The 17,555-nt window shown below is 41.0% G+C and carries 13 protein-coding genes and 5 tRNA genes; 14 read left to right on the top strand and 4 right to left on the bottom strand.

Features of this window, described 5'->3' with window-relative positions; translation table 11 throughout:
- Positions 1-4 precede the first annotated feature (4 nt).
- Positions 5-1,906, top strand: a complete 1,902-nt coding sequence (locus EVU92_RS09240) for a HAMP domain-containing sensor histidine kinase (protein WP_130050986.1) — start codon at positions 5-7, stop codon at positions 1,904-1,906.
- Here the strand turns inward: EVU92_RS09240 and EVU92_RS09245 are convergent.
- Genes EVU92_RS09245 through EVU92_RS09255 form a run of 3 tightly spaced genes read right to left on the bottom strand, consistent with a single transcriptional unit; the run spans position 1,899 to position 4,026 of the window.
- Positions 1,899-2,684, bottom strand: a complete 786-nt coding sequence (locus tag EVU92_RS09245) for a transporter substrate-binding domain-containing protein (RefSeq protein ID WP_167657988.1) — start codon at positions 2,682-2,684, stop codon at positions 1,899-1,901. The genes EVU92_RS09240 and EVU92_RS09245 overlap by 8 nt on opposite strands.
- Positions 2,685-2,733: 49 nt before the next feature.
- Complete coding sequence (locus EVU92_RS09250) at positions 2,734-3,480, bottom strand: UDP-2,3-diacylglucosamine diphosphatase (protein WP_130050988.1); 747 nt, start codon at positions 3,478-3,480, stop codon at positions 2,734-2,736.
- A 54-nt stretch (positions 3,481-3,534) separates the two neighbouring features.
- Positions 3,535-4,026, bottom strand: a complete 492-nt coding sequence (locus EVU92_RS09255; RefSeq protein WP_062569843.1) for a peptidylprolyl isomerase — start codon at positions 4,024-4,026, stop codon at positions 3,535-3,537.
- 177 nt (positions 4,027-4,203) lie between these two features.
- On the opposite strand from EVU92_RS09255, the gene cysS reads away from it, so the two are divergent.
- Both cysS and EVU92_RS09265 read left to right on the top strand, forming a co-directional pair.
- Entirely contained in the window at positions 4,204-5,583 is a 1,380-nt protein-coding gene (gene cysS / locus EVU92_RS09260; RefSeq protein ID WP_130050989.1) for a cysteine--tRNA ligase, read from the top strand.
- Positions 5,584-5,717: 134 nt separating this feature from the next.
- Positions 5,718-6,602, top strand: a complete 885-nt coding sequence (locus tag EVU92_RS09265; protein ID WP_130050990.1) for an EamA family transporter — start codon at positions 5,718-5,720, stop codon at positions 6,600-6,602.
- 47 nt (positions 6,603-6,649) lie between these two features.
- Here the strand turns inward: EVU92_RS09265 and folD are convergent, their stop codons facing one another.
- Positions 6,650-7,504, bottom strand: a complete 855-nt coding sequence (gene folD / locus EVU92_RS09270; protein ID WP_130050991.1) for a bifunctional methylenetetrahydrofolate dehydrogenase/methenyltetrahydrofolate cyclohydrolase FolD — start codon at positions 7,502-7,504, stop codon at positions 6,650-6,652.
- Positions 7,505-7,845: 341 nt separating this feature from the next.
- Here folD and EVU92_RS09275 point away from each other — a divergent pair.
- The 11 genes from EVU92_RS09275 (at position 7,846) to ppiD (ending at position 17,472) form a co-directional block, all read left to right on the top strand.
- Positions 7,846-7,922: transfer RNA gene (locus tag EVU92_RS09275), tRNA-Pro, on the top strand.
- Between the two features lie 50 nt (positions 7,923-7,972).
- A tRNA-Arg gene (locus EVU92_RS09280) sits at positions 7,973-8,049 on the top strand.
- A 23-nt stretch (positions 8,050-8,072) separates the two neighbouring features.
- A tRNA-His gene (locus tag EVU92_RS09285) sits at positions 8,073-8,148 on the top strand.
- Positions 8,149-8,164: 16 nt separating this feature from the next.
- A tRNA-Pro gene (locus EVU92_RS09290) sits at positions 8,165-8,241 on the top strand.
- A gap of 40 nt (positions 8,242-8,281) precedes the next feature.
- Positions 8,282-8,358 (top strand) — tRNA-Pro (locus EVU92_RS09295).
- Positions 8,359-8,804: 446 nt separating this feature from the next.
- Positions 8,805-10,109, top strand: a complete 1,305-nt coding sequence (gene tig / locus EVU92_RS09300) for a trigger factor (protein ID WP_054553149.1) — start codon at positions 8,805-8,807, stop codon at positions 10,107-10,109.
- A gap of 273 nt (positions 10,110-10,382) precedes the next feature.
- Positions 10,383-11,000, top strand: a complete 618-nt coding sequence (gene clpP, locus EVU92_RS09305) for an ATP-dependent Clp endopeptidase proteolytic subunit ClpP (RefSeq protein WP_130050992.1) — start codon at positions 10,383-10,385, stop codon at positions 10,998-11,000.
- 135 nt (positions 11,001-11,135) lie between these two features.
- Positions 11,136-12,419, top strand: coding sequence for an ATP-dependent protease ATP-binding subunit ClpX (clpX, locus tag EVU92_RS09310; protein WP_054562074.1), 1,284 nt, complete (start codon positions 11,136-11,138; stop codon positions 12,417-12,419).
- A 143-nt stretch (positions 12,420-12,562) separates the two neighbouring features.
- A complete protein-coding gene (gene lon, locus EVU92_RS09315; RefSeq protein WP_130050993.1) occupies positions 12,563-14,923 on the top strand; it encodes an endopeptidase La in 2,361 nt (786 codons plus the stop codon).
- A 198-nt stretch (positions 14,924-15,121) separates the two neighbouring features.
- Positions 15,122-15,412, top strand: coding sequence for an HU family DNA-binding protein (locus EVU92_RS09320; protein WP_175580427.1), 291 nt, complete (start codon positions 15,122-15,124; stop codon positions 15,410-15,412).
- A 158-nt stretch (positions 15,413-15,570) separates the two neighbouring features.
- The gene (ppiD, locus tag EVU92_RS09325) at positions 15,571-17,472 is read left to right on the top strand and encodes a peptidylprolyl isomerase (protein WP_130050994.1); all 1,902 of its coding nucleotides are present in this window, start codon (positions 15,571-15,573) and stop codon (positions 17,470-17,472) included.
- The last annotated feature ends 83 nt before the right edge of the window (positions 17,473-17,555 follow it).

The raw sequence follows: 17,555 nt of genomic DNA on the forward strand, positions 1-17,555 counted from the left end.
TAGTATGGTAGAAGTAACAAGCCAATATAAGTCACTGAAAAAGAGTCTGATTTTTAAATTTATGGTCATGGCTGCTGTTAGCTTATTATTAAGCTTGATGGTTTATGTAATTCAATATCAAATACAAAAAAGTAGTGTCACGCTTTTGCAAGATAACACCTTACTTGCCGCTCACAACACCTTAAGCCGTGAGCTTGGTGATGTACGTAAAGTGGTTCAGTTGCTGGTAGCCGATGACATATTAAAGCAAAGTGATGAAATCGCATTACTTGAGGAACAGATACAAATCCATTTTGTGAACTTTGGTTTAGCAGCAGAAAACATTTCGCAAATACGTTGGTTAGATAGAAAAGGCCAAGAAAAGGTTCGGGTTAACTTTAAAACAGGACAAGCAGAGCTAGTACCAAAACAACAGTTACAAAATAAAAGTAGCCGTTATTATTTTACCGAGGGAATGGAGCACAGTCAGGGTGAAGTTTATATCTCCCCAATAGATTTAAATGTAGAGCGCGGGGCTGTTGTTACACCCCATGAGCCGACATTGCGAGCATCTTATCGAACCACAAGCGATAACTTTGTATTAGATGGGCTAGTGGTTGTCAACTTTGACTTATCGAAAACCTTACAGCAAATAAAGTCACTCAGTACCTTACAAGCACAAATACAATTAATTAATGGTGAAGGTTATTGGTTATTACACCCTCAGAAAGAAAAAGAGTGGGGGTTCATGCGAGAAAAATCAATGCTGACATTAGGTAATGAAGATAGCCAATTATGGCAAGCAATTACCCAGCTGCCTAAATCTCAGGAGCTTATTGCATCACATAGTCATGCAACTAGCTTTTTAAAAATGAATTTAGGCAATAAAAACGCAGCTGGCACAAACGATATTGTTGTCCTAGTAGAGGCTGATGATTCGGTGCAAAACGAGATTATTTTACGATCTTTTATTATAGCGTTAGCTTGTGCTGTTACCTTAATATCAATTTCTGGTTTGTATCTGAAACGTAGTTATCGAGATCAGCGTAAAATTATAAAAGCCAGATCACACCTAGAGCAAGAGCAGCAAGAACTGTTAGCTGCCAATACCAAATTACAACGTTATATAAAGCAGCAACATCAATTACAAGGTGAGCTTATTGAAGCGCAAAGGTTGTCATCACTTGGTTTAATGGTGGCAGGTGTAGCTCATGAAATGAATACGCCACTCGGTGGTGCTGCAATTTCATTATCGAATGCGCAATTAATTAATCAACAACTCAAAGATAAAATAGATGAAGGCTTCACTAAGCAGTTCTTAGAGTCTAGCGTTGAAAAAATTGACGACAACCTATTGATATCAAGGGTTAATTTAGATAAAGCTATCTCTCATGTTAAAAGCTTTAAGGAAATGGCACATGACCGCTCAAATGATCAGCTCGTTAGTTTTAATATCGAAAAAGTCATCAGTGATCTATTACTTGGTTTAAAGTCTCGCTTTAAAGCCTCACAAGTAACAATAGAAACTTACATCGATGTCAAAAAAGATATCACGAGTCGTCCTGGAGTTATCTCGCAGGTTATCGAGAGTTTAATCGTTAATGCAGTTTCTCACGCTTTTAACGAGCTTGATGACAAACTGATTCAATTACATGTTTATTTAAATCAACAAGGTGACGTTTGTATTACTATTTCTGATAATGGCTGTGGTATTGATGACTCATTACGTAGCAACTTATTTGATCCCTTTGTTACAACATCTCGAAAGCATGGCCATACAGGGTTAGGTTTGTACCTTGTACATGAGTGGGTTACGAGTGTTCTAAACGGAAAAATCCAGCTAGTTGCAAATACTGACTTACCTGAGGGTATAGCAACGAAGTTTAAAATCACTTTGCCAATCGTGCAGAAGAGCACGGTTAGTTAGAGTAGGCTTGCTCGTATAGTTGCGTAATATGACTCATTTCACTTTCATTCAGCTCATATCGCTCCAGTATCTCTAAAAGTTTACCAGACGCCATAATCGCTTTTAGGCCTAAATATAAACTTTGTTGAAAAAGCTCCCCTTGAGGGTGTTTTTTTTCGGTGATTACATGCAATTGTTGAGTTGCAAGGTAAGGAGTGATTATTTCTAACTCTGTTGGCTTTGCTTGCTTTAAGCGTTCGCTATTCTCGAGCCAATACAAGGCAACTTCTTTAGTGCCTGCTACTAAATCAACACGACCATGCTTCAATAATAATAAGCTTTCAATTAAGCTTCCTGTTGTTGTCACACTCAATTCTGGGTGATGTTCAAACTCTTCACTAACTACATAGTCTTCACCTTTACTAATTGTATAAGGCTTTAATGAATATAGTGAACCTGTGTAGGTTACTTTGTTATCAACACGCTTGAATAACACGGTATGTGCAGTTGCCAAGGATTGCGAATATGTAAAATTTCTTGCACGTTGCTCGGTATAAAATGCCCCCAGCACCGCTACTCGTTTATGGCGCTTTGCGAGTTTTAATGCCCGAGCCCAATGGGTGTGTTCAATGGTGGCTTTTTGTTTTTGGGTTTTAAGCGCTGCAATTATAACTTCGTGAAGCCAGCCAGGCTTACTTGAGTTATCAATAAAATAAGGAGGATAAGGCTCTGTTACCAATTGCCAAGTTTGACAATTGATTGAAAAACTAAATAGTAAACAGCAAAAAAAAAGGCTCAACCGACTAATCATAGATAATGCGTTTTTTACAATAATAGTTAAAGCATAGTTAAAATGTCAGCGATTTAAAGGGAGTGTGGACTAGTTTTTGTTGCTCGGGCGTAACTCTTAAATATGAACCTTGCTCATACCAGTCACCTAAGACGGTGCGCGTCAAAGTTTTATCGGCTAGATTATAATGGTGCACATTTGGGCGGTGGGTATGACCGTGGATCATATTCGTAACTTGATGTTTTTCGAACATGGCTAATACCGCATCCTCAGTAACATCTAGAATTTCTAACGCTTTGCCAGCTTGGCTTTGTTTTGATTTTTCTCGGGCGTTGCGGGCAATTTTCTTGCGATACCAAAGCGGCATAGCGAGCATTAATTTTGGCCACCACCAACCACGACTTTTTTTACGAAACTTTTGGTACTCAACATCTTGAGTACACATTTCATCACCGTGCAGGATAACTGTGGGCGTCCCGTATAGATCAATAACAACCTGCTCAGGTAATAAAGTCATACTCGCGCTTTTTGCATAGTCTTCGCGCATTATGAAATCGCGGTTGCCATGAATAAAAAACACCTCAGTACCACTTTTGCTTACTTGGCGTAAACGTGCGGCAACACTCTTTGAAAGCTCAGTTTGATAGTCATCACCGACCCATACTTCAAAAAAGTCACCCAAAATATACAGCGCATCAACGTCATCATTAATAATCTTACTATCAAGAAAATTAAAAAATGCCGCAGTAATGTCTGGGCGGTTTTCTGTTAAATGGAGATCGGCAATAAAATAACTTTGTTTCATGGTTACTCGCAAAAAAGCGGGCAATGGCCCGCTTAAAATGACTAAACGATTAAATTAGCTAACCGTTACTTTTTCGATGATTACATCTTCAAGAGGTACGTCTTGGTGGAAACCAGCGCTACCTGTAGCAACACCTTTAATTTTGTTAACCACGTCCATACCTTCAACAACTTCTGCAAACACGCAGTAGCCCCAGCCTTGTGATGTTTCACTGCTGAAGTTTAAGAAGTCGTTGTCGTTAACGTTAATGAAGAACTGCGCAGTCGCTGAATGTGGATCCGGCGTACGTGCCATTGCTAATGTACCTACTTTATTAGCAAGGCCATTATTTGCTTCATTTTCGATAGGGTTGTTCACTTCTTTTTGCACCATACCTGGCTCAAAACCACCGCCTTGTACCATGAAACCATCAATTACACGGTGGAAGATAGTACCGTTGTAAAAGCCAGAGTTTGCATACTCTAAGAAGTTTTTAACTGTGTTTGGTGCGTCGCTTTCGTGCATCTTGATAGTGATGTCACCAAAGTTTGTGTGTAGTACAACCATGAGGTTTCCTATATCTGGTTTAATAATGGGGCTATTTTATAGTAGTTGCCTTGGATTAACAAAGTGCTTATTGAGAAGGATTAACAAAGTGCTTATTCAGTTGATAAAGCGCTAGAGCGGCGGCTTTGCAAGTGTTACCATAGAGAATCTCGAAACACCGTTAAGGACATTTTATAAATGGTACAAATTTACAACACACTTACGCGACAAAAAGAGCAGTTTAAACCCCTTGTTGATGGCAAAATCGACATGTACGTGTGTGGTATCACTATTTATGATTACTGTCACATCGGTCATGCTCGCACTTTTGTAGGTTTTGACGTGATTGTGCGTTACCTACGTCACATTGGCTACAGTTTAAAATATGTACGTAACATCACCGATGTTGACGATAAAATCATTAAGCGTGCTAACGAAAATGGCGAGTCAATTAATGATTTAACGACTCGTATGACCAAAGCGATGCATGAAGATTTCGACAGCTTAAATATGCTGCGTCCTGATGTTGAGCCAACAGTGACAAACCATATGGATGAAATCATCGCTATGGTTGAGCGTTTAATTGCTAAAGGCCATGCCTATGTTGCTGCAGATGGTGATGTATTGTTTGATGTTTCTACATTTGAGCAATATGGTGCTTTGTCACAACAAGACCTAACTATGCTACAAGCAGGGTCACGTGTTGAAGTTGCTCAAGATAAGCAAGACCCACTTGATTTCGTGCTTTGGAAAAAAGCTAAGCCAGGTGAGCCTTCATGGTCATCTCCTTGGGGTGAGGGTCGTCCTGGTTGGCATATTGAATGCTCGGCAATGAGCTCTAAGCACTTAGGCGAACACTTTGATATTCATGGTGGAGGTTCAGATTTACAGTTCCCGCACCATGAAAACGAAATTGCTCAGTCATGCTGTGCAAATAACGGCCAGTACGTAAATACGTGGATCCACACAGGTATGGTTCAGGTTAATAAAGAGAAGATGTCTAAGTCATTAAACAACTTCTTTACCGTACGTGACGTATTAAAAGAGTACGATGCTGAGTCAGTTCGTTACTTCTTAATTTCAGGCCACTACCGTAGTCAGCTTAACTATTCACAAGAAAACCTTGAGCAAGCGCGCTCTTCTCTTGAGCGAATTTACACTGCACTGCGTGGCGTAGCACCAATTGAGTGTGATTTAGCCAGCAATGAATATGTGGCTAAATTCAGAAAAGCGATGGATGATGACTTTAACACACCAGAAGCGCTACCAGTGTTATTTGAATTAGCAAAAGAGCTAAATCGTGTGAAAGATAGCGATGCAGAGCAAGCAGGAAAACTTGCTTATGTATTGCGCAGTGTTGCAGAGGTACTAGGTGTGGCACAACAAGATCCAGAAGCCTTTTTGCAAGGTGGTCAAGCTGATGACGAAGTTGCACACATCGAAGCGTTAATTGCAAAACGTAATGAAGCCCGTGCTAGCAAGGATTGGGCGGCTGCTGATGAAGCGCGCGATGCTCTTAATGCGCTTGGTGTTGTACTAGAAGATTCTGCTGGTAAAACAACATGGCGTAAAGCATAAGCCTCAATTGAGACATTACCCATCAAAAGGTTGCCAACGTGGCAACCTTTTTTGTTTTTAGATGGTATAGCTATTGACCTCAACTTTGCTTGAGGTTTTACATTGGCATCTCTTCGTATTAACAAGGACAGACTTTGAATATTATACTTGCCATGATCCCCGCCTTCTTATGGGGCACCACCTATGCAGTGACCAAATATGCCACACCTGATTGGCCGCCACTTTTATTAGGCGCATTGCGTGCTTTACCTGCAGGATTATTACTTTTATTGCTTAAGCCTAGTTTGCCGACTCGTTCGCAGTGGCCCAGTTTACTGACTTTAGGTGCTGTGAATATAGCGCTGTTTTTTGCCTTTATTTTTATTATGGCAGTCAACCTTCCAGCAGCAATTGCAGGTGTGGGAATGGTTTCAGTGCCTGTTGTCGCTTTATTATATGCATGGCTTGCCAAAGGGCAGCGCCCAGCAAAAGTTCAAGCATTCTGCGCTATGGCATTGGTCGTGCTTGCATGGCTATTATTTGATCCCGCTTATGTGGCATTGAATGTATTAGGAGTTGCGGCTTTATTTGGTGCCTTACTTACTATTGTAATTGGTAGTACCTTAGTACAAAGCTTGTCTGTGCATATACATTGGTGGGTCGTACTTACTTGGCAATTAATCATTGGAGGCAGCCTATTATTGCTTGCTGCTTTTATTGATGGAAGTGTGCTAAACCCAGAGCAATACCATGTAGTATTTGAGCCTATTTCAGCGCTTCAATATACTGCGCTATTTTGGTTAATCGTTCCCAATACAGCCATTGCCTATACTCTGTATGTTTGGTTATTAGGGCGCATGAGTGTAGCTGAGTTTTCATTTGGCACCATTGCCAACCCAATAGCGGGAATAGTGTGTGCTGTTGTGCTCATAAACGAACAGTATCAAGACTGGCAATACCTACTGATGTTTTTGATGATCATATTTTCAGTGCTACCTCAGATGTTAAAGCTAAGATTGTTAAAGCAACAAACAAGCTAATAAAAAAGGGCTGCCAATTGGCAGCCCTTTTACTAAAGTAATTTTTCTTAGCTGTGATAATTTTCACAAGCTTCAAGCGTGTTTTCGATTAAGCTTGCCACTGTCATCGGGCCAACACCACCAGGTACTGGTGTAATGAAATGTGCTTTTTGTTCAGCAATATCGTATTCAACATCACCAACAAGCTTGCCAGATTCAAGACGGTTAATGCCCACATCGATTACGATAGCACCTTCTTTAATCCAATCACCCGGAATGAACTCAGGTTTACCAACCGCAACAACTAATAAATCAGCGCGGCGAACATGCGTTTCTAAATCTTGAGTAAACTTATGACATACCGTGGTTGTACAGCCAGCAAGTAATAGCTCAAGTGACATAGGGCGACCAACAATGTTAGACGCACCAACAACGACTGCATGCATACCTTTGTAGCGAACACCGGTAGAGTCGAGTAGGGTAATAATCCCCTTTGGAGTACATGGACGAAGTGCCGGCATACGCTGAGCTAAGCGACCAATGTTATAAGGGTGAAACCCATCAACATCTTTATGTGGTGTGATGCGCTCAAGAATTTTTTCAGCATCAAGACCTTGCGGTAAAGGCAATTGTACTAATATACCGTCTACTTCTTTGTCTTCGTTTAGTTGATCTATTAATGCAAGTAAGTCTTGCTCAGTCGTGTCGCCAGGTAAATCGTAAGACTTAGATATAAAGCCGACTTCTTCACATGCTTTACGTTTAGAACCAACATACACTTGGCTAGCCGGATCTTGACCAACTAACACAACTGCTAGTCCTGGAGCGCGTAATCCATTCGCTACACGCTCTGCAACTCGCTCTGCTACATTGCTGCGTACTTGTTTAGCTATTGCCTTACCATCGATGATGTTTGCCGTCATGGGTGACCTTTAATTGGGGTTAGTTAACTTGATACTGATACATCTAAATATGATTATCCAATAAAGGGGGCGTGGATACACAAATCATGTTTGTTTGATCATATTTATTTATGTTGCGTATTTTCGCAGAAAAGCATCATAGCGCCAAGATGCAATCTTATATAAAGCGCTACTTTATAAAAAAGAGTTCAAATTTTAGCTTATATTTGCAATATTTAACCATTATGAACTAAAAGTGACCGATTGAATTATTTTCTTAAAAAAATGTTTGACCTAACTCGGCCAAATCACTATTATGCACCCCGTTGTTAACGAGGTCACTCGCAAACAATAGTAAGCATCGGCGATTAGCGCAGTTTGGTAGCGCACTTGGTTTGGGTCCAAGGGGTCGCAGGTTCAAATCCTGCATCGCCGACCACTTTACTTTTTGTAAATGGTGCTTACAGGCAAACTTATGAAGTTTTCGATGCGCCCGTAGCTCAGCTGGATAGAGCAACGCCCTTCTAAGGCGTTGGTCGAAGGTTCGAATCCTTCCGGGTGCGCCATTTGAAAATATGTAAATGCCGTGGTGATTGTAGCTCAGTTGGTAGAGCCCCGGATTGTGATTCCGGTTGTCGTGGGTTCGAGCCCCATCAGTCACCCCAATTTACTCTAAGATATCGGCGATTAGCGCAGTTTGGTAGCGCACTTGGTTTGGGTCCAAGGGGTCGCAGGTTCAAATCCTGCATCGCCGACCACTTTTTAAGTGGTCTTAATTTTCAAAACTTCTCTCAGTATCGGCGATTAGCGCAGTTTGGTAGCGCACTTGGTTTGGGTCCAAGGGGTCGCAGGTTCAAATCCTGCATCGCCGACCACTTTTAAAGAGTTTAAGGTCATAGAACGATTGGTTTGGGTACCTCCAATTCAGTCGCAGGTTCAAATGCTGAATTACCGACCTCTTTTAAAATTTAAGCTTCACTCCCTCTAGCCGAAGCTACTTAATTCTTTTCAATACCTTTTAAATCAGCTTAATTCTCTTTTGTTATTTTTTGCGTTCGTTTTTTACGCACTTAAACGCTGTTTGCTGCTATATACGCCAAATAATTGCCCCCCAGACTCGACTATCATAAATATTAGGTTATAATGCCGCGTCTATTGTTTAACATAGTGCCCATAGAGGCAAAGCAGCAATGGTATCTCATGGTTACAATGCGCCGTTTTAAGTTGAAATATTCAGCGTTAAAACTTGCTATCACTCATGGAGATCACCTTGTTTGTAAGGAAGGCGAAAAGTCGCCAAAATTGAAGATTGAGGTAAATCATGCAAGTTTCTGTTGAGACGACTCAAGGCCTTGAGCGCCGTCTGACCATCACCGTTCCTGCAGAGAACGTTGAGACTGAAGTAAAAAAACGTTTACAACAACTGTCTAAAACCCAGCGTATCGATGGTTTCCGTCCTGGTAAAGTACCAGCGTCTATCATCAACAAGCGTTACGGTGCTGCAGTACGTCAAGAAGTTGCTGGCGAATTAATGCAACGCAACTACATCGAAGCTATCGTTTCTGAAAAAATTAACCCAGCTGGTTCACCTACTTTCGCTCCTAAAGCGTTAGAAGCTGGTAAAGATTTAGAATTCGATGCAACTTTCGAAGTTTACCCAGAAGTTGAAATTCAAGGTTTAGATAAAATCGCTGTTGAAAAACCAGCTGTATCTGTAACTGACGAAGACCTAGCTAACATGCTAGAAACTTTACGTAAGCAACACGCTTCTTGGGCTGAAGTTGACGCAGCTGCAGGCGAGAACGATCGTGTAACTATCGACTTCGTTGGTTCTATCGAAGGCGAAGAGTTCGAAGGCGGTAAAGCTGAAGACTTCCCACTAGAACTTGGTCAAGGTCGTATGATCCCAGGTTTCGAAGACAACATCGTTGGCAAAAAAGCGGGCGAAGAAGTTGTTGCTGAAGTAACATTCCCTGAAGAGTACCATGCTGAAAACCTTAAAGGTAAAGCTGCTACTTTCGCAATCACTGTTAAGAAAGTTGAAACTCAAGAGCTTCCTGAGCTTAATGACGAGTTCGCAACTAAATTCGGTGTAGCTGAAGGCGGTGTTGACGCTCTTAAAGAAGAAGTTAAAAAGAACATGACACGTGAGCTTGACCAAGCGGTTAAAGCTAACGTTAAAGACCAAGCTATCAAAGGTCTTTTAGCTAACAACGAAATCGAAGTGCCAAAAGCGCTAGTAGATCAAGAAATTGATGCACTACGTCAGCAAGCAGCACAACGTTTCGGTGGCGACGCTAAAAACATGCCTGAGCTTCCGGCTGAATTATTCCACGAGCAAGCTGTAACTCGCGTTAAAACTGGCCTATTACTAGGTGAAGTAATTAAAGCGAACGAGCTTAAAGTTGACGACGCTAAAGTTGAAGAGTTAATTGCAACTGTAGCTTCTGCATACGAAGATCCAACTGAAGTAGTAGAGTACTACAAAGCAAACGATCAGCTTATGCAGCAAATGCGCAACGTAGCTATGGAAGAGCAAGCAGTTGAAGCAATCCTAGCTAAAGCAAACGTGACTGACGTTGAAAAAGCATTCGACGACATCATGAATCCACAGCAAGGTGCTTAATAAGTCATTGACTTAAGCTCTCGCTAGCGATTAAATGGCTCGTGTTACCCTGTATTTATACAGCGTACTCGGGCCATTTTAGTTTGTGGTATCAGTTTCAAAAAAACCAACAATACTGATGTTATTTCAGAACTTTTTTCGGCTAGGATTGAAATTATTCTGATAAGTTCCTATATAGTTATAAAGATTGAATAGGCAGCTTAATTAACATTATTATAAATGTGCTTTCCTTATAGTAAGGATGAGTCGCAGCGGATAAGGAATTAAATAAGAATGAATAGCGGTATGACAGACCCTCTAAACGCACTAGTCCCTATGGTTGTTGAACAAACAGCTAAAGGCGAGCGCTCATATGATATTTACTCACGTCTTTTAAAAGAACGCATTATTTTCTTAACTGGCCAAGTTGAAGATAACATGGCAAATTTGATTCTTGCGCAAATGCTGTTTTTAGAATCAGAAAACCCAGAAAAAGATATTTATCTTTATATAAATTCGCCAGGCGGTTCTGTGACTGCGGGTATGGCGATTTACGATACTATGAATTTTATTAAACCTGATGTAAGCACTATTTGTGTTGGCCAAGCGGCAAGCATGGGTGCATTTTTACTGTCAGGGGGTGCTAAAGGTAAGCGTTTCTGTTTACCTAACTCACGCGTGATGATCCACCAACCATTAGGTGGCTTCCAAGGTCAGGCATCTGATTTTGAGATCCATGCACGTGAAATCTTATCAATCAAAGATAAATTAAACCGATTAATGGCTGAACATACTGGCCAGCCACTAGAAGTTGTTTCTCGTGATACTGACCGTGATAATTTTATGACTGCTAGTGAAGCAGTTGAATACGGCCTAGTTGATTCAGTATTTTCAAGCCGCGAATCGAAGTAATCTGAATAGCTAATAATAACGTATTGTTAGCTATCACCCTTTACTATGCGAAAACTGATATTCTTTGATATAGTTAAACATAGTGAATTAGCAGTAGCCTTATGCTACTGCCAACGTAATAAATGAGGTAGCTGAATGTCTGACACTCCTACAGACGGCGACAAAAGTAATAAATTGTTATATTGCTCTTTTTGCGGCAAAAGCCAGCACGAAGTTCGCAAATTAATTGCTGGCCCTTCAGTATACATTTGTGATGAATGTGTTGAGCTGTGTAACGATATTATCAGGGAAGAAATCAAAGACATTGCGCCGAAGCATAATGCGTCTGATAAACTGCCTGTGCCGAAAGAGATTCGTGATCACCTAGATGATTACGTGATTGGCCAAGACCACGCGAAAAAAGTGCTGTCGGTTGCGGTATACAATCATTATAAACGTTTGCGCAATCAAACAATCAATGCGGACATTGAGCTTGGTAAGAGTAATATCCTATTAATCGGTCCTACAGGTAGTGGTAAAACATTACTTGCTGAAACCATGGCACGCTTACTTGACGTTCCATTTACCATGGCTGATGCAACTACATTAACTGAAGCAGGTTATGTAGGTGAAGACGTTGAAAACATTATTCAAAAGCTACTGCAAAAATGTGATTACGATGTAGAAAAAGCACAGCGCGGTATTGTTTACATTGATGAAATTGACAAGATTTCTCGAAAGTCTGATAACCCATCAATTACTCGTGATGTATCAGGTGAAGGTGTGCAACAAGCCTTACTTAAGCTAATTGAAGGTACTGTTGCGTCTGTGCCACCGCAAGGCGGTCGTAAACATCCACAGCAAGAATTTTTACAAGTAGATACATCTAAGATTCTGTTTATTTGTGGCGGTGCATTTGCTGGCCTAGATAAAGTGATTGAGCAACGTAGCCATAAGAATACTGGTATTGGTTTTGGCGCTGAAGTTAAGCAATCATCAGGTAGCCGCAGCCTAAGCGAAACATTTAAAGATGTTGAACCAGAAGATCTAGTGAAATACGGTTTAATTCCAGAGTTCATCGGTCGTCTTCCGGTTGTTGCGACATTAACTGAGCTGGACGAAGCTGCACTTATTCAAATTCTTAGCGAACCAAAAAATGCATTAACTAAACAATTCTCTGCATTGTTTGCTATGGAAGATGTTGAGCTTGAGTTTCGTGAAGATGCACTAAGTGCTATTGCTCATAAAGCAATGGAACGTAAAACGGGTGCTCGTGGCTTACGTTCAATTGTTGAAGGTGTATTACTAGATACTATGTATGAGCTACCTTCAATGGATGATGTTAGCAAAGTGGTTATTGATGAAACCGTTATTAAAGGTGAATCAGACCCAATTTTGATTTACCAAAGCGGTAACCAAGACAAAGCTGCATCAGAATAAAGCTGTAATAGTTTAAAAGTTGAGCAGTTAAACACGAAAAAGGAGCCAAAGGCTCCTTTTTTTACAAATATGTTGAACTTTCCCTTACATATCCCCATATACTTGAGTAATCTTTAAAATAAATGAAGTGCGAAGAGAATATAATGACGCTTGAGAGAACAGATCGAGTCGAAATCCCCGTGTTGGCACTGCGCGATGTAGTGGTTTACCCACACATGGTGATCCCGCTATTTGTTGGTCGTGAAAAATCAATAAAATGCCTAGAAGCGGCGATGGACAAGGACAAACAAATTTTCCTAGTGGCGCAAAAAGACGCCTCTGTTGATGATCCGCAGCAAGATGATATCTACCGTGTTGGCACCATTGCCACAGTACTTCAGTTATTAAAGTTACCTGATGGCACCGTTAAAGTGCTTGTTGAAGGCACACAACGTGCGAGCGTTGAAAAGTTTTTAGATAACGATGATTTCTTTGTTGCTGAAGCACAGTTCATTGAATCGAGCCATATCGACGAGCAAGAGCAAGATATCTTTATTCGCAGCGCAATTAGCCAATTTGAAGGCTATGTAAAGCTTAATAAGAAGATCCCACCTGAAGTACTTACTTCTGTGTCAGGTATCGATGAAGCCGCACGTCTTGCTGATACCATGGCAGCACACATGCCACTTAAGGTACCTGAAAAGCAAAAAGTACTTGAGATTGCCGATGTTACTGAGCGTCTTGAGTACTTAATGGCGCTGATGGAAGGCGAGATTGACTTACTGCAAGTTGAGAAGAAAATCCGTACTCGCGTGAAAAAGCAGATGGAAAAATCGCAGCGTGAGTATTACCTCAATGAGCAAATGAAAGCGATTCAAAAAGAGCTTGGCGAACTTGATGATGTACCCGATGAATTCGAAGCAATTAAAAAACGCATCGAAGAGTCAGGTATGCCTAAAGAAGCGCAAGAAAAAGCGAACGCTGAGTTAACTAAATTAAAAATGATGTCGCCGATGTCGGCTGAAGCAACCGTTGTGCGTTCGTACATTGATACGCTTATCAATGTACCTTGGAAAAAACGCTCTAAGGTGAAAAAAGACTTAGCTGGCGCACAAAAGATTTTAGATAGTGACCATTACGGCTTAGATAAAGTTAAAGAACGTATTATTGAGTATCTAGCGGTGCAGCAACGCACTAATAAGCTAAAAGGCCCAATTTTATGTTTAGTAGGTCCTCCTGGTGTCGGTAAAACCTCACTTGGTCAATCAATCGCACGTTCTACGGGTCGTAAATATGTGCGTATGGCATTAGGTGGCGTTCGTGATGAAGCGGAAATCCGTGGTCACCGCCGTACTTACATTGGTTCTATGCCTGGTAAATTAATCCAGAATATGACTAAAGTCGGTGTGAAGAATCCATTATTCTTATTAGATGAAATCGATAAGATGTCATCAGATATGCGTGGCGACCCAGCATCAGCATTACTTGAAGTACTTGACCCAGAGCAAAACAGCCATTTTGCCGATCACTACTTAGAAGTTGATTACGATCTATCTGATGTGATGTTCGTGGCAACTTCAAATAGCTTTAATATTCCGGGTCCATTATTAGACCGTATGGAAGTTATTCGTTTATCTGGTTATACCGAAGACGAGAAGCTAAACATTGCAAAACAGCACTTAATTCCAAAACAAGTTAAGCGCAACGGCTTAAAAGAGCATGAAGTTGAGATTGCCGACAGTGCAATCATTGGCATTATCCGCTACTACACACGTGAAGCGGGCGTTCGTAACTTAGAACGTGAAGTGTCAAAACTATGCCGTAAAGCAGTTAAAAACATCCTGCTTGATAAAGACACTAAAAAAGTACTTATCAACGATAGCAACCTTGAAGAGTTCTTAGGTGTACAGCGTTTTGACTATGGTAAAGCAGAAGACGGCGACCGTATTGGTCAAGTAACGGGCCTTGCGTGGACTGAAGTAGGTGGTGATTTACTTACTATCGAATCAGCTGCGGTTCCAGGTAAAGGCAAGCTAACTTACACCGGTTCGCTTGGTGATGTAATGCAAGAGTCAATTCAGGCAGCGATGACGGTAGTTCGTAATCGTGCTGAAAAGCTACGCATTAATAGCGATTTTTATGAAAAACGTGACATTCATGTTCACGTACCAGAAGGTGCAACACCAAAAGATGGCCCAAGTGCTGGTATTGCCATGGTAACCGGTTTGGTATCTAGCCTAACTGGTAACCCGGTTCGCTCAGATGTGGCTATGACTGGTGAAATCACTTTACGTGGTGAAGTGTTACCAATTGGTGGCTTAAAAGAAAAACTTCTGGCAGCACATCGCGGTGGTATTAAAACCGTTATTATTCCAAAAATTAACGAACGTGACTTAAAAGAGATCCCTGATAACGTATTAGAGGGCCTTGAAATTCACCCAGTTACATGGATTGATGACGTTTTAAATCTGGCGTTGAAGCATCCAGTTGAGAGTTTTTCTGTCGAAACAGAAAAAAACCAGTAAAAAACCGCAAAAAAGTGCATTTAGGGGCTTTTCAAATACAAAGGGTATGATAAGTTAAGCACTAGTTTTCAAGCCTAGGCCTTATGTGGCCTAGGGTTGAGAAAAATATAATAAACTGAGCATAAACTTAATTTGCTCATCAATTTTCAAAACAGTGATGTTATTTTTTAATAAAAACAATCGCTCTTGATAATAACAATGAAAGAGGATGATATTGTGAATAAATCTCAATTAATCGATCAAATCGCAGCTGACGCTGACATTTCTAAAGCGGCTGCAGGTCGTGCACTAGATTCATTCATCGAGGCTGTTTCAGGCGCTCTAAAAGATGGCGATTCTGTAGCGCTAGTTGGCTTTGGTACTTTCTCTGTACGTGAGCGTGCAGCGCGTTCAGGTCGCAACCCGCAAACTGGTGAGACTATCCAGATTGCTGCAGCAAACATTCCTTCTTTCAAAGCAGGTAAAGCGCTGAAAGACGCAGTAAACTAATCATTAAAGATTAGTTGGTGAGAGATACCTAATCGCACTTAAATTGAATTTAGGTAACTTATCACCAGTTACTTCAAGTGAAAAAGCGTATCTGGTAAGATACGCTTTTTTTACATGAGCAGGGTTAATTTGTACCTGATCAGAATAGAGATAGATAAATGCTTGAGAAAATCAGAGAAGGTTCGCAGGGACCTGCAGCCAAAATTATTTTAGGCGCGGTGATTTTATCTTTTGCTTTAGCTGGGATCGGTGGTTATTTAGGACAAACCACAGAGCAACCCGTTGCAGAAGTAAATGGAGTTAAAATTAGCCAAACCGAATTCAGCCGTGCATATCAAAACGAACGTAACCGTTTAGAACAACAATTTGGTGAATACTTCGCACAGATCGCTGCTGATCCAAATTACATGGCACAAATTCGCCAAGGTGTAATCGACCGTTTAGTACAACAAGAATTGCAAACTCAACTAGCGGCAGAATTAGGTCTTCGTGTAAGTGATGAAAGTGTTCGTAAAGCAATTTTAGAAATGCCTTACTTCCAAGTAGGCGGCCAGTTCAGCAACGACCGCTACTTACAAGTTATTCGTCAAATGAATTTCCAACCAGATGCTTTCCGTGAATATTTACGCGAAGACATGACACGTAGCCAATTAGTTGGTGCGGTTGCTGGTACTGATTTCATCTTAGAAAACGAATTAAACAATAGCGTAGCTCTACAACAGCAAACACGTAGCATCGACTATCTTGTTGTGACAAAAGAATCATTACAAGAAGGCATTGCAGTAACAGAGCAAGAAATTGCTGATTACTATGAATTAAATCAACCGCAATTCTTAGCGCCAGAGCAAGTATCTGTAAGCTATATCGATTTAAATGCTGCCACCTTAACACTTGATTCAAGTGTTTCAGAAGAAGACATCAAAGCTTACTACGACCAAAACAGCGCACAATATGTTGAGCCTGAAAAACGTCGTGTATCACATATCTTAATTGATAACAGTGAAGACGATGATGCCGCAAAAGCGAAAGCTGAAGAGCTACTAGCGCAGCTACAAAACGGCGCTGATTTTGCTGAGCTAGCTGAGACATCTTCTGATGATGTAGTTAGTGCTGAAATGGGCGGTGACCTTGATTGGATTGAACGTGACATGATGGACCCTGCGTTTGAAGATGCAACTTATGCACTTGAAAATAAAGGTGACATTTCTGACGTTGTAGAATCTGAGTTTGGTTATCACATTATCAAGCTTACTGATATTCAAACGCAGCAAGTTAAACCATATGCTGACGTTAAAGATGAGCTTCGTGCTGAACTTGAGCGTACTAAGAAAATTAATGCGTTTTATGAAAAGCAAACTCAAATGGGTGAGCTAGCGTTCGAGATTTCAGATACCTTAATTGATGCAGCAGAAGCTGCAGGCGTTGAAGTACAGAAAACAGAACTAGTAACTCGTAATGCGTTACCTGAGCCGCTTAACAACCCACAAGTTGTGGCTGCTATTTTCTCACCTGAGGTGCTAGAAGATCGCATGAACTCAGAAGTAATTGAAGTAGGTGATGAGCATGCTGTTGTTGTTCGTGTAAATGATCACAAAGCAGCGACAACGAAAGCTCTAGCAGATGTATCTGAGCAAATTAAATCGACTTTGGTTGCACAAAAAGCATCTGAGCTTGCTAAAGAAAAAGCGCGCACACTTTACGCTGATATTGAAGCAGGTAAGAGCTTAAACGAGGTTGCACAAGCTGAAGGCTTAACAGTACGCCAAGAAGCTGCTCTGGGTCGTCAAGCTTACACTGTGTCACCAGCGATTGTTCAACAAGCTTTCAAAATGGCTCACCCACAAGGTGCACCAGAGGTTGAAGTTGTTGACCTAAACAATGGCGATGCGGCAATTGTTGCGCTAAAAGCAGTTAATCCAGCGGCTGACGTTGAAATTAACGAGCAACAAAAGCAAAACATCACGATGGCTCAAGTGAATAAAAACTACATGGTATTTATTGCAGCACTAAAAGCACAAGCTGAAGTGCAAGTACCACAAGCGACTCAAGCTGCTGAATAGTTAGCAAAATGAGTTAAATAAAAGGCGCCTACTGGCGCCTTTTTTGTTACCTTTGTAGGTCATTTCAACTCGTGAATTGGTAT

It is taken from the genome of Pseudoalteromonas sp. MEBiC 03485, assembly GCF_004195145.1.
Lineage (GTDB): Bacteria > Pseudomonadota > Gammaproteobacteria > Enterobacterales > Alteromonadaceae > Pseudoalteromonas > Pseudoalteromonas apostichopi.